We start from the raw sequence: 13,278 nt of genomic DNA, 5'->3' as shown, positions 1-13,278 counted from the left end.
TTGCGGACGTCGTCCTGGGCCTGGCCGTCGCGGCTGGAGTGCCAGCCGTGCGTGGTGTGCGGGGTCAGCGGCTCGGGAAGCCCGCGTTGCGGACGTCGTCCTCGGGCTGGCCGTCGCGGCTGAAGTCCCAGCCGCCCGCCGACTCGCGGCCGGGGCGGCCGCCGATGGCGTAGCCGCCGATCTCCTGGCCCCGGCGCCAGCCGCGGAAGTAGCCCGTGGTGTGGGCGGCGATGCTGGCGGCGTCGCGGACGATGCGCAGCGGGCGCTGCTCCTCGCGCTGCGGCGAGCCGGGGACCAGGTTGGCCCGGGGGACGCGCTTGGGCAGGCCGGCCGAGGTCTCCTCGGAGATCTCGGGAGCGGCTGCCTTCTCCGCCGCGCGCCAGCCGCTGTCCATGGGGCTGGTCCACTCGACGTTGTCGGAGGACGGGTCGCTGTGGCCGGTGAACCAGGCCGAGCGGGCCGCGGCGAAGATCAGCAGGTCGCCGTCGCCCTCGTTGGCCGCGACCGGCGGGGTGGTGCTGCGGTCGAGGGCCGTGAGGGTCGGGGTGCGGCGGGCCTGGGCCCGGGCGTTGCGGCCCTCCACGAGGCGCAGCGACGGGGGTTCCGCGCCGCCGGCGCCGGGATCGCCGAAGCCGTTGACCCCGTCGACCAGGCGCAGCGCCGCCGGCTCCTTGGGCATGTCTTGCCACGGGGGCTTGACGCGGCCCTCGGCCGGAGGAGCGCTCGCGGCGGCGGGTGCGGCGTCGTCGCCCTGGTTGAGCAGGGGCCAGTTGGCGCGGGAGCCGGGCTCGGGCGTCTCGGCGGCGGCCCGCTGCGTGGGCATGGGCAGCGAGAAGTCGGTCGCGCCGCCGGCCGCGGGCGAGGCGCCGTTGCGGGTGCTCGGGCGGGGCGGGATCACCGAGCGCTGGCGCTCGGCGCGGGCGCTGTTGATCGCGGCGTTGGTCAGGGTCGGGCGGAACGGCTCGCCGGCGTCGGCCGGGGGCACCGAGCCGGGGCGGGTGCCCGGGGTGATCGGCGTCATGCCGGGCGGGGGCGGCGGCACGGAGACGGGCCGGCCGGGGGTGCCGCTCGTCGGCCGGGTGGGCAGGCCACCGGCCAGGCCGCTGGTGGGCCGGGTCGGCATGCTGCTGGTCGGCCGGGTCGGCATGCTGCTGGTGGGGCGCGTCGGCAGGCCGCTGGTGGGCCGGGTGGACGTGCCGCTCGTCGGGCGGGTGGGCAGGCCGGCGGCCGGGGCCGCGGGCGTGCCGGCCGGCGGGGTGAGTGGGCGCGGCGCGAGCGGCGGCGCGTTCAGCGGGTCGGGGGCGAGCGGCGGCGCGTTCAGCGGGCTGGGGGAGATGGGCCCCCCGCTGGCGGCGGCCGGCTCGGGGCGGGTGCGGCGCAGGCGGGTGCCGGTCTCGCCGGAACGCATCGACTGCAGCGACTGGATGCCGGTGCTGGCGGGGTCGGCGGCGCGGCGGGAGCCCGCCGGGCGGCGCCCGGGGACGAGGCCGGCCTGCTGGCCGTTGCGGGCGGCGAGCGTGCCGACGAGGGCCTCGCACGCGGCGTCGCACGACCTGACCGCGGCGACGGAGTGCCGGACGGTGTCGGCCGCGGCCGGGGCGAGCGACTTGTTGACGCCGCCGCGGCGCGGGGACTCGTTGACCGCCACGACCAGCGCGGTCAGGGCGGCGACGACCTGGTCCTCGGTGCCGGCGCCGGCGCGGGTGAGCTCGGCGGCGACCTCCTCGGCGACCCGCTCGGGGTTGCCGTTGCTGGTCAGGCGGCCGGGCTCGGGCAGGGCGTCGAGGACGGCCAGGGCGAGCGGGTGCGACGGGTCGGGATAGGCCCGCAGCGCCGCCGGGTAGAGCTCGCGCAGGACCTCGCGCAGCGCCAGGGCGGCGGCGTGCCGGCCGTTGAGCATCGCCACGTGGGCGGCGAGCACCGGCTTGTAGCTGGTGAGCTCGCGCGGCGCCGGGATCGTGACGGCGGCGATGGCGCCCGCCTGCAACGCCCGGGCCAGGCCCACGGCACGCCGGGCGGCCGGGGGCGCGGCCCGCTCCTCCGGGGAGCCGTCGTCGGAGAAGCGCTCCGCGAACTTGTCGGCGGAGTCGTCGTCCGCGACCACGAGGGGACGCCCGGCGGCGGTCAGCAGCGAGGTGACCATGTGGTCGTCGCTGTCGGCGGCCACCGCGGACTCGGCGAAGCCGCTCGTCCGCTCCACGAGCAGCGCGCCGAGCTGGGCATAGCCCGCCGGGTCGTCGCTGATCTCATGGACTCCGAGCAGCCGGCCCGCGTCGTCCACCACGGCGATGGTCAGTGCGGAACCGGCCGAGGCCGCTCGCACCCTCTCATCAGCCGACGCCAGACCGCAGTACACGCGCACGAGCGCCACGGCGTCGTCCTCCTCCCCGGGACTGCGAATGTCAGGCCAAGGACCGATGGTCCCTGGTGAGGGGTCAGTCGCGCCAGTCCACGGCCGCGGAGATCTTGCCGATCACCGAACGCCAACCCAGACTCGCCTGCTGTGCCCCGATTTTACGGAGCTTGCGGCGACCGAAGAAACCGCCCATTCCGCCACTCTCGGCCGACCGCAGGGACTCATCGAGGTCGTCGAGCGGCGAGCCGGGCGCGAGGGCCAGGATCACCGGCTTGAGCCGGAGTGCGTGACCCAGATCACGGGCGACCTCGCCAGCCGCGATGAGCAGCGGCAGATCCCACGTGTCGTGCCCGCCGCGCAGGTTCTCCACCACGAGGTCGAGCTCGTAGCGGTCCTCCGGCGCCGGGTCGATGTCAGTCGACTGTACCCGCTCGGCGACGATCGGCCAGGTGTCGAGCTGGGCCAGGTCGTGCGGGGCCCCGGACCGCAGGAAGGACACCAGCGACTCGGGCGTCTTGAAGGCGAGGAGCTTGCCGCGGTGGCTGAGGAACATCGGGACTTCCTCGTCGGACGCCTGGTCGGCGGCCTCCGCCTCGGGCTCGTCCTCCTCGAACTCCTCCGGCGACGGCTCCTCGACCAGCTCGCCGTCCTCGTTGCGCAGCTCGGTGCCCGGCGACTTCTTGGCCTTGGTGTCGGCCTCGCCCTCGGCCACCAGGGCCGCGAACTCGTCGTCGACGAAGACCTCTTCCTCCTCGGCGGCGCGCGCGGCGGCCGCGCGCTCCCGGGCCTCGAAGGGGTCGTCCTCGTCCACCTCGATCTCGGTGGGCGTGAGCTCGGAGGCCTTCCTGTACGCCCGGAGGGTCAGCGCCACGCCGCCGGGCATGGCGATCTCGACCGGGGTGATGCGCACCTCGTCCCACAGCTCACGGCCGGAGGGGCTCGACGCGCTCTCCTCCACCGCCGCCTCCGCGGCCTCTTCGGGCGTCTGGCTGGCCACGCTGACCTCCGGGTTGGTTCTCTCGAGCTGTTCGGACGGGTGAGTCTGGGCACACACCTTAGTGGTCTCCGCTGTGAACGGCCCGACCGCGGTCACGAACCGCCGCCCGCCGCCCCTCCCGCCGCGCGCGGACCGGCGCCGGCGGCGCGGCTCAGAACCCCTTCGGATGCCACACGGTCTTGATCTCCAGGAAGGCCGTCATCGAACCCAGCCCGGGGTCCGAGAAGAAGTCGATCTCCGATGCGGACGGCCGCCGCACCCGCTTGAGGCTGCCCGCGGCGGCGCGCTCCCACTCGGTGGCGAGCGTGGCGTCGGTCACCCCGGTGAGGTCGAGCCCGTTGACGTCGTCGTGCGACGCCAGCCACGGCGCGGTCTCGGCGGGGTTGCCGGTGAGGATGTTCACGACCCCGCCCGGAACGTCCGACGTGGCGAGCACCTCGGCCAGCGTGATCGCGGCCTGCGGCGCGGCGGCCAGCACCACGACCGTGTTGCCCGTGACGATCGCCGGGGCGACGACGCTGACCAGTCCGAGGAACGACGCCGGGGCCACCACGGCCACGACGCCGGTGGGCTCGGGCGCGGAGATGTTGAAATAGGGCCCGGCGACGGGGTTGGCGCCGCCGTGCACCTGGGCGATCTTGTCGGACCAGCCCGCGTACCAGACCCAGCGGTCGATCGCGGCGTCCACCTCGGCGGCCGGGACGCCCACCGCGACGAACTCCGCCCGCCGCGCCTCCAGCATCTCGGCGATCCGATAGAGCACCTGGCCGCGGTTGTAGGCGGTGGCCCCGGCCCACTTCGGCTGCGCCTTGCGGGCCGCGAGCACGGCGTCGCGGGCGTCCTTGCGCGAGGCGAGCGCCACGTTGTCGCCGTCCACGAGGTAGGTCCGTCCTGACTCACTGCGGGGGAACGCCCCGCCGATGAACAGCTTGTACGTCTTGCGCACCGCCAGCCGCACCGAGCCACCAGCAGCCGGCGACCCGGCAGCCGGCTCCGACGACAAGGCGGCGTCCGGCGAAGAAGCGACGGCAGGAGACGCAGCGTCCGGTGCGGAAGCGACGGCAGGAGACACGGCAGGAGACGCAGCGTCCGGTGCGGAAGCGGCGGCGCGAGACGCGGCGACGGAAGAGGACTTCTTAGGCAAGGTAGGCCTCCAGGCCGTGGCGACCGCCTTCACGGCCGTAACCGGACTCCTTGTAGCCACCGAACGGCGACGCGGGGTCGAACTTGTTGAACGTGTTGGCCCACACCACGCCGGCCCGCAGCTTGTCGGCGACGGCGAGGATCAGCGAACCCTTGTCGGACCAGATGCCGGCGGACAACCCGTACGGCGTGTTGTTGGCCTTCTCGATCGCCTCGGCCGGGGTGCGGAAGGTCAGCACGGACAGCACCGGCCCGAAGATCTCCTCGCGGGCGATCCGGTGCGCCTGCGTGACCCCGGTGAAGATCGTCGGCGCGAACCAGAAGCCCTGCCCGGGCAGCTCGCACGGCGGGGACCAGCGCTCGGCGCCCTCCGCGGAGCCGGCGTCGGCGAGCGTGCGGATGCGGTCCAGTTGCTCGGCCGAGTTGATGGCGCCGATGTCCGTGTTCTTGTCCAGCGGGTCGCCGACGCGCAGCGTGGCCATCCGGCGCTTGAGCGACTCGAGCAGCTCGTCGCGGATCGACTCCTGGACCAGCAGCCGGGAGCCGGCGCAGCACACGTGGCCCTGGTTGAAGAAGATGCCGTTGACGATGCCCTCGACGGCCTGGTCGATCGGCGCGTCGTCGAAGACGATGTTGGCCGCCTTGCCGCCCAGCTCGAGCGTGAGCCGCTTGCGGGTGCCGGCGACCGAGCGGGCGATCTGCCGGCCGACCTCGGTCGAGCCGGTGAAGGCGACCTTGTCGACGCCGGGGTGCTCGACCAGCGCGCGGCCGGTGTCGCCGGCGCCGGTGACGATGTTCACCACGCCGGGCGGCAGGTCGGCCTGCCGGCAGATGTCGGCGAAGAACAGCGCGGACAGCGGCGTGGTCTCGGCCGGCTTGAGCACCACGGTGTTGCCCGTGGCCAGCGCCGGGGCGACCTTCCACGCGAGCATGAGCAGCGGGAAGTTCCACGGGATGACCTGCGCGGCCACGCCCAGCGGGCGCGGGTCGGCGCCGAAGCCGGCGTACTTCAGCTTGTCGGCCCAGCCCGCGTAGTGGAAGAAGTGCGCGGCGACCAGCGGCAGGTCGACGTCGCGCGACTCCTTGATCGGCTTGCCGTTGTCGAGGGACTCGAGCACGGCGAGCTCGCGGGAGCGCTCCTGGATGATCCGGGCGATCCGGAAGAGATATTTGGCCCGCTCGGACCCGGGCAGCGCGGACCACGGCCCGAAGGCGCGGCGGGCGGCGGCGACGGCGAGGTCGATGTCCTCCGCCGAGCCCATGGTGACCTCGGCGAGCACCTCCTCGGTCGCCGGATTGACCGTCTTGAAGGAGCCGGCGGCCGACTCGCGGAAGGAGCCGTCGATGAAGAGTCCGTAGGAGCCGGCGATGTCGACGACCGACCGGGACTCGGGTGCGGGGGCATACTCGAACATCGCGGCCTCAGTCCAGCGTGAAGTAGTCGGGGCCGGCGTAGTGGCCGGTCGTGAGCTTGGTGCGCTGCATGAGCAGGTCGTTGAGCAGCGAGGACGCGCCGAAGCGGAACCAGTCGGGAGCGAGCCAGCCGTCGCCCACGGTCTCGTTGATCATCACCAGGTATCTGATGGCGTCCTTGGTGGTCCGGATGCCGCCCGCCGGCTTCACACCCACCTGGCGGCCGGTCCTGGCCCGGAAGTCGCGCACCGCCTCCAGCATGACCAGCGTCACGGGCAGCGTCGCCGCGAGCGGCACTTTGCCCGTGGAGGTCTTGATGAAGTCGGCCCCGGCGAGCATGGCCAGCCAGGAGGCGCGGCGCACGTTGTCGTATGTCCCGAGCTCCCCGGTCTCGAGGATGACCTTGAGATGGGCGCTGCCGCAGGCCTCCTTGACCGCGACGATCTCCTCGAAGACCCTGTCGTAGCGCCCGGCCAGGAACTCGCCCCGGCTGATGACCATGTCGATCTCGTCCGCCCCGGCGGCGACGGCGTCGCGGGTGTCGGCGAGCTTCACGTCGAGCGGCGCCTGCCCGGACGGGAAGGCGGTCGCCACGCTGGCCAGGTGCACTCCGCTGCCGGCGAGCACCTCCGCCGCGTGCGGCACCATGGCGGGATAGACGCAGACGGCGGCGACCGGCGGGCAGGACGCGTCGGCGGGATCGGGACGCAGGGCCTTGGCGGCCAGCGCGCGCACCTTGCCGGGGGTGTCGGCGCCCTCGAGCGTGGTCAGGTCCACCATCCGGATCGCCAGGTCGATGGCGGCGGCCTTGGCGGTCGTCTTCACCGACCGGGTGCCGAGGGCGGCGGCCCGCGCCTCCAGGCCCACCTTGTCGACCCCGGGCAGCCCGTGCAGGAAGGACCGGAGATCGAGTCCGGCCGGAGTCGTCACAGTCATGAGAGGAATTCTACGCGGCCCACCGACAGTTGATCTTGGTGAACCCCGGTAGGTTGTCGGCGTGGACGTACTCGTCGTAGATCACCCGCTGGCTCAGACCCGACTCACCGCGATGCGCAAGGCCGAGACCGACCCCGGAGTCTTCCGGGCGGCCCTGCATGAGCTGACGACGATGGTGGTCTACGAGGCGGCGCGCTCATTCGCCACCGAGAGCTACCCGATCGAGACGCCGGTCGCGCCGACGCAGGGCAGCCGGCTGGCCAACCCGCCGCTGATCGTGCCCGTGCTCCGCGCCGGCCTGGGCATGGCGGACTCCGCGCTCGCGCTGATCCCGGAGTCGTCGATGGGCTTCGTGGGCCTGGCGCGCGACGAGCACACGTTCGAGCCGCGGGCGTACATGGAGTCGCTGCCCGCGGACCTCACCGGCCAGCCGGTCCTGGTGCTCGACCCGATGGTGGCGACCGGCGGCTCGCTGATCCACTGCTGTCAGCTGCTCGTCGACCGCGGGTGCACCGACATCATCATCGGCTGCGTGCTGGCCGCCCCCGAGGGCATCGCCCGGCTGCGCGACTCGGGCCTGCCGCTGCGCCTGGTCACCGCCAGCATCGACGAGGGCCTGAACGACAAGATGTACATCGTCCCGGGCCTCGGCGACGCCGGCGACCGCCAGTTCGGAGGCCACCGCCGCTTCTGAGGCAGGGCTGCGGCGGGCCAAGACATGAAGCAGGCCTCAGGCCTCCGAAACGCTCCAGCCGACCGCGCGGCCGTTCGCGAAGGGCATGACCCCGTGGAACGGCCGCGGCGCCGCGGCGAAGACGAGCGGCAGGAAATGGCGGTCCGACTCCCACATCGGCACCGCACCCGCCAAGACGTCGGCGACGTCCACCCAATGCAGGCTGCCCTCGTGATTGCCGCTCGACGGCGTCCCCGTCCACGCCGGGATGCGGAAGAGAAAGCCGAACCAGTTCGACCCGTCCCGCCCGAAGCCCGGCCACGAGACCGTGCCCGCGAAATCAACGACGGAGCAGGTCAGCCCCGACTCCTCGAGGATCTCCCGGCGCATCCCGGCGACCACGTCCTCGTCCGGTGCGAGCTTGCCGCCGAGCCCGTTGTAATAGCCGTAGTGCTGATCGTCCGGGCGAGTGTCCCGCCGGATCATCAGGACTTTGTTACCGTCCGGAGAAAGCACATAGCCGAGAGTGGCGATAATCGCTTGCACGGAAACGGACTCTAACGGCCGGAAAAACCACGGGTGGCCACGCGGGGTGGCATTGGTTTCCTAGCCTGTCCGCATGGTCGAATCCGTCCTGAGCATCGTGGTGCCCGTCTACAACGTGGCTCCGTACCTCGAGGAGTGTCTGGAGTCGCTGGCCGGGCAGTACCGCGGTGCCCTCGAAGTGATCGTGGTGGACGACGGGTCGACCGACGACAGCGCCACGATCGCCGAGCGGTTCGTGGCCGCCGATCCGCGCTTCCAGCTGGTCCGGCAGGAGAACGCGGGGCTGGGGGCGGCCCGCAACACCGGCATCGACCGGGCCACCGGCGAATACCTCATGTTCGTCGACAGCGACGACGTGCTCGCCCCCTACGCGGCGGAGCTGCTGATCGGCTCGCTGGAGCAGACCGGCTCCGACTTCTCCTGCGCCAACGTGCTGCGCCTCACGACCCGGGGGCTGAGCCAGTCGCCGATGCACCGGGCGCCCTTCGCCGCCACGCATCTGAGCACCCATGTGAGCAAGCTCCCGGTGCTGCTCGGCGACCGCACGGCCTGGAACAAGGTGTACCGCCGCGACTTCTGGGACAAGCACAACTTCCGGTTCCCCGAGGGCGTCCTGTACGAGGACATCCCCGTCACCGTCCCGGCACACGTGCTCGCCCGGGCGGTCGACGTGCTCGAAGCACCCGTCTACTACTGGCGCGAGCGCGAGGGCCCGGACAAGTCGATCACGCAGCGCCGCGAGGAGATCTCCGCCTTCATCGACCGGCTCACCAACTGCTGGGGCGTCAGCCGGGTGCTCGGCGAGGCGGGCCACCGGGCCCTCAAGCGCCAGTACGACGAGTCGGTCCTCAAGAGCGACCTGATGCTCTTCCTCCGCGTGCTGCCCCGGGTCGACGACGAGTACAGGGCGGTGTTCCTGGAGCGCTGCAACGCCTACCTCGACACCGTCGACTCCGAGGCGATCCTGGAGCTGCCCGCCGTGGAGCGGGTGCTCTGGACCCTGGTTCGCAACCAGATGCTGCCGGAGCTGCTGGAGATGCTGCCCGAGCTGCGCCGCCAGCGCCGGATCGCCCGGCGGGGCCTGCGCCGCTACCACGACATGGATCTGCTGCACGCGAAGCTGCCCCAGCTGCCGGCGGAGCTGTTCGTCGCCGGCACGCCACGCCCGCGCAGCAAGGTGCACGAGGTGGAGTGGGTGGACGGCAAGCTGCGGGTCCGCGGTCACGCCTTCATTCCCGGCCAGCCCGCGAACCGGCCGTGGAGCACCTCGCGGCTGATCTGGCTCAAGCAGGCCGGCAGCAGCCGGCGCACGCGGCGGCAGCCGATGCCCCCGCGGCGGTGCATCGATGCCACCGCGGACCACGGGTCGCCCCGGACGGCGTACGACTGGTCGGGTTTCGAGGCCCTGCTCGACCCCGCCGCCCTGCGCACCGACAAGGGCGAGTGGCGCGAGGGCGACTGGAACGTCGTCGTCGGCGTGCTCGGCGTGGGCCGCAAGAGCAAGGGCGGCCTGGAGATCGGGCAGCCGGCGCAGCCGATCCGGCTGACGCCGCGCGAGTTCGGCGACGTCCGGATCGTCCCGCACATCGCGGGCGGCAAGCTGGTGCTGCGGGTGGAGCGGATCCCGGCCCGGGTGACGGGGCTGCGGATCGACGGCGACGGGCTGCTGGTGGAGGGGACGATCGGGCATGCCGCGCCGGCGAGCGCGACGCTGTCCCGGGTGCCGGGCGTCGTCTCCCGCCGCTATCCGGTGCAGGTGACGGGGGAGGAGTTCCGCTTCCGGATCCCGGCCGAGGACCTGCGCCACATCGAGGGTGGACGGCTGCCGCTGCGGGTGGGCGAGCCCGCCGACCGGTGGACCATCGGCCTGGCCGCCGGCGCCGACGGGGGCGCCTCGTTGCCCTGCACGGCGGTGGCGAGCGCCGGGGAGCCGCTGGCGCTGACCGCCCACACCGTGCACGTCACCACGGTGCGCAACGGGGAGGCCGTGATCGTCGCGCTCCCGACCGGGCCGCTGCTGACCGGGCTGGCCACGGGCGACCGCCGGTTCCGGCTCTCCGGGCGGCTGCACGGCCGCTCCGCCGACGACTTCCGGATCATCATCCGGCCGGGCAACGCCCGGGAGACCAAGACCTTCCCCGTACGCGCGGACGGCGACACGTGGTGGACCGAAGTCGACCCCGACGCCGTCCCGTCCTTCGGCGCCGCGATCCGGATGCGCGCCGGCACCTGGCACATCCTCTGCCGCAGTGGCACCGGCCGGGTCGAGCCGCTGCCCGCCATCCCCGCCGCCCTGGAGGCCCTGCCCCTGCCGCTGGCCGGGGACGCGCCCCGCGTCTCGCTGGAGTGGCACAACGACGAGCGCGTGCACCTGCGGATCCGCTCGGCGCTGGCCGACGAGGAGCGGGGCCGCCGCAACCAGGCGCTGCTGCGCGAGGGGCACTATCCCGCCGTACGCAAGCAGCCGCTGCGCGACGTCGTCCTCTACAACGCCTTCACCGGCCGGCAGTACTCGGACAGCCCCAAGGCTGTCCACGAGGAGCTGCTCGCCCGGGGCCTGCCGCTGGAGCACCAGTGGGTGTCGGTGGACGGTCAGGCGCCGCTGCCGCACAGCGCGGAGCCCGTGGCGCTGTGGAGCAAGCGGTGGATCGAGTCGCTCGCCACCTCCCGGTACATCGTCACCAACCAGCACCTCCCGGAGTGGTTCCGGCGCCGCGAGGGGCAGGTGGTCGTCCAGACCTGGCACGGCACGCCGCTCAAGCGGATCGGCTTCGACATCGAGGACGTGCAGTTCACCGACCGCCGCTACCTGGAGAAGCTGACCGAGGAGGCGCCGAACTGGAGCTTCCTGGTCTCGCCGAACACGTTCAGCACGCCGTTGCTGCGCCGCGCGTTCCGCTACGGCGGCGAGATCCTGGAGATCGGCTACCCGCGCAACGACGTCCTGTTCCGCGACCGGGCCGAGATCGCCGCGCGGGTCCGGGCCGTCGTCGGGCTCCCGCCCGGGCGCAAGATCGTCCTGTACGCCCCCACGTGGCGCGACGACGAGTCCAGCGGCGGCGTCTACAAGATGAGCATGCAGCTCGACGTGGCAGCGGCGGCCGCCCGCCTCGGCGCGGACCACGTGCTGCTCGTCCGCCGGCACCCGAACGTGATCGACGAGATCCCGGGCGCGGGCGACGGCTTCGTGTACGACGTCTCCGCCTACCCGGACATGGCCGACCTGCTCGCCGCGGCGGACATCCTGATCACCGACTACTCGTCGGTGATGTTCGACTTCGCGAGCACCGGCCGGCCGATGCTGTTCTTCACCTACGACCTCGCCTACTACCGCGACGAGCTGCGTGGCTTCTACTTCGACTTCGAGGCCGAGGCGCCGGGGCCGTTGCTGGCGACGTCGGACGAAGTGATCACCGCCATCCGGGACATCGACACGGTCGTCCCCGGGTACACCGAGCGGTACGCCGCATTCGCCGCCAAGGCGTCCGACCTCGACGACGGCCACGCCGCCGCCCGGCTCGCCGACCGCATGCTGGCCGAGGGAAGGAAGCACCGATGACCAACGCCTGGCGCCGCACCAAGGGCCTCATCAAGCGCCGCCTCGAACCGCCCAAGCCGGACCCGCGGGTCCTCAAGGCGGTCCAGGAGACGAACTCGCTGCTCTACGACATCCGCTGGGAGCTCAAGGAGCAGCGCAAGTATCTGGAGGGCTTCCGCGCCTTCGCGTCCACCGCGATGTTCGCCGAGATCCGCGAGTTCACCGAGGCGCAGCAGCTGGGCTTCGAGGAGACCATGCGCCGCGTCGCCCACGACCGGCTCAGCCTGGCCCGCTTCGGCGACGGCGAGCTGAAGATCATGCTCCGCCCGCAGTACAACCTGCGCTTTCAGCCGTGGTCGGCCGGGCTCGCCGGGGACCTGCGGGCGGTGCTCGGGATGGACGGGTACGACCCGGAGCGGCTGCTGGTCGGCTTCCCGTACACCTTCCGGGACGCGCACTGGACCTCCGTCTGGCTGGACATCTGGCCCGAGGTCAAGCCCCTGCTCAACCCGCACGTCCAGTACGGGACGGCGCACGTGTCCCGGCCGATCTACTTCTCGCATCTCGGCAACCGCGGCGCCCAGTTGTGGCGGGACGTGTGGGACGGGCAGCAGGTCGTCATCGTCACCGGGGAGGGGTCCCGCTTCCACCTGGAGCCGCAGCTGTTCGGCAACGCCAAGTCGATCGACTTCGTGTATTCGGCGGCCCGGGACGCGTACGCGGATCTGCCGCGCCTGATGGCCGAACTCGACCAGCATGATCCCGACAGGCTGTATCTTCTCGCTCTCGGACCGTGCGGAACGCTCGTCGCCGCCTGGCTCTCGCAGCGCGGCCGGTGGGCGGTCGACATGGGGCATATCAGCGAGAGCTGGGCAAACGTGTTCGCGGGCGGCGCATGGCCCGAAGCACTCGAGGTGGTCCGCAAGTAGTCCGATCCCCGACCTCCGGCCATTGCGCCGGTGACACCGGCCACTATCGTTTGCGACATGACCTCCATCGCGCTCGCTGAGGAACTCCTCCTCCTCGCGTATGACGACCGGACCGGCAAGGCGACCGGTTCCCGCATCGGACTCGACCTCGGCATGGCCGCGGCGGTGCTGGTCGACCTCGCGCTGGCCGGTCGGGTCGCGTACGTGGCCGGAAACCTCGTCGTCAACGACCCCACGCCGACGGGCGACCCGATCGCCGACCAGATCCTCGCCAAGGCCGCCGCCGACGACCCGCACACCCCCGCCCAGTGGGTGCAGCGGCTGCGGCACCGGCTGCGCCAGCACGTGCTCGACGACCTCATCGCCCGCGGCGTCATCCAGGACGTGGACGAGACCCAGATGGACGGCTACGTCCACGTGCACCGCTACCCGACCTGCGACCCGTCCTTCGAGGCGGAGATCCGCAAGCGCCTCGCGGACGCGCTCACCACCGACCAGATCCCGGACGAGCGCACGGCCGCCCTGTGCACCCTGCTGGTGGCCACCCGCATGGAGCCCGCCCTGCGCCTGCCCCCGGAGGAGGCGGCCCGCGCCCACGAGCGCCTCGAGCAGATCGCCAGCGGCGCCGGCTTCTCCGGCACCGGCAACCTGGAGGACTCGATCGTCCGCCCGAGCGTCGCCCTGGTCGTCGCCACCCTGAGCCGGGCCATCACCGCCGCCCTCGGCGTCCCCAAGGTCATCTGAGAG

Annotated in this window: 10 protein-coding genes; 4 read left to right on the top strand and 6 right to left on the bottom strand. The window is 72.6% G+C overall.

Annotated elements, in window-relative coordinates; translation table 11 throughout:
• Positions 1-64: 64 nt before the first annotated feature.
• The 5 genes from RBH18_RS05180 to deoC form a co-directional block, all read right to left on the bottom strand.
• Positions 65-2,401, bottom strand: a complete 2,337-nt coding sequence (locus RBH18_RS05180; protein WP_372338868.1) for a serine/threonine-protein kinase — start codon at positions 2,399-2,401, stop codon at positions 65-67.
• 34 nt (positions 2,402-2,435) lie between these two features.
• A complete protein-coding gene (locus RBH18_RS05175) occupies positions 2,436-3,353 on the bottom strand; it encodes a DNA primase (RefSeq protein WP_306204774.1) in 918 nt (305 codons plus the stop codon).
• A gap of 151 nt (positions 3,354-3,504) precedes the next feature.
• The gene (locus RBH18_RS05170) at positions 3,505-4,356 is read right to left on the bottom strand and encodes an aldehyde dehydrogenase family protein (RefSeq protein WP_306204772.1); all 852 of its coding nucleotides are present in this window, start codon (positions 4,354-4,356) and stop codon (positions 3,505-3,507) included.
• Between the two features lie 133 nt (positions 4,357-4,489).
• Positions 4,490-5,911, bottom strand: coding sequence for an aldehyde dehydrogenase family protein (locus RBH18_RS05165; protein WP_306204771.1), 1,422 nt, complete (start codon positions 5,909-5,911; stop codon positions 4,490-4,492).
• A 7-nt stretch (positions 5,912-5,918) separates the two neighbouring features.
• Complete coding sequence (gene deoC / locus RBH18_RS05160; protein WP_306204770.1) at positions 5,919-6,845, bottom strand: deoxyribose-phosphate aldolase; 927 nt, start codon at positions 6,843-6,845, stop codon at positions 5,919-5,921.
• Between the two features lie 61 nt (positions 6,846-6,906).
• On the opposite strand from deoC, the gene upp reads away from it, so the two are divergent.
• Positions 6,907-7,539 (top strand): uracil phosphoribosyltransferase, encoded by a 633-nt coding sequence (gene upp / locus RBH18_RS05155; protein WP_306204769.1) that lies wholly within the window; start codon positions 6,907-6,909, stop codon positions 7,537-7,539.
• A gap of 36 nt (positions 7,540-7,575) precedes the next feature.
• Here upp and RBH18_RS05150 read toward each other — a convergent pair whose 3' ends face one another.
• Positions 7,576-8,064 (bottom strand): NUDIX hydrolase, encoded by a 489-nt coding sequence (locus tag RBH18_RS05150; protein ID WP_306204768.1) that lies wholly within the window; start codon positions 8,062-8,064, stop codon positions 7,576-7,578.
• A 73-nt stretch (positions 8,065-8,137) separates the two neighbouring features.
• Between RBH18_RS05150 and RBH18_RS05145 the strand changes: the two genes are divergently transcribed.
• From RBH18_RS05145 to RBH18_RS05135, 3 genes are read left to right on the top strand one after another with little or no spacing between them, the layout of a single operon-like run.
• Positions 8,138-11,623 (top strand): bifunctional glycosyltransferase/CDP-glycerol:glycerophosphate glycerophosphotransferase, encoded by a 3,486-nt coding sequence (locus RBH18_RS05145; RefSeq protein WP_306204767.1) that lies wholly within the window; start codon positions 8,138-8,140, stop codon positions 11,621-11,623.
• Entirely contained in the window at positions 11,620-12,531 is a 912-nt protein-coding gene (locus RBH18_RS05140) for a GT-D fold domain-containing glycosyltransferase (protein ID WP_306204766.1), read from the top strand. Before RBH18_RS05145 ends, RBH18_RS05140 begins: the two co-directional genes overlap by 4 nt.
• A gap of 57 nt (positions 12,532-12,588) precedes the next feature.
• A complete protein-coding gene (locus tag RBH18_RS05135; RefSeq protein ID WP_306204765.1) occupies positions 12,589-13,275 on the top strand; it encodes a GOLPH3/VPS74 family protein in 687 nt (228 codons plus the stop codon).
• Positions 13,276-13,278 lie beyond the last annotated feature (3 nt).

It is taken from the genome of Actinoplanes oryzae (assembly GCF_030757795.1).
GTDB lineage: Bacteria > Actinomycetota > Actinomycetes > Mycobacteriales > Micromonosporaceae > Actinoplanes.
This window is presented reverse-complemented; position numbering and strand designations above follow the sequence as displayed.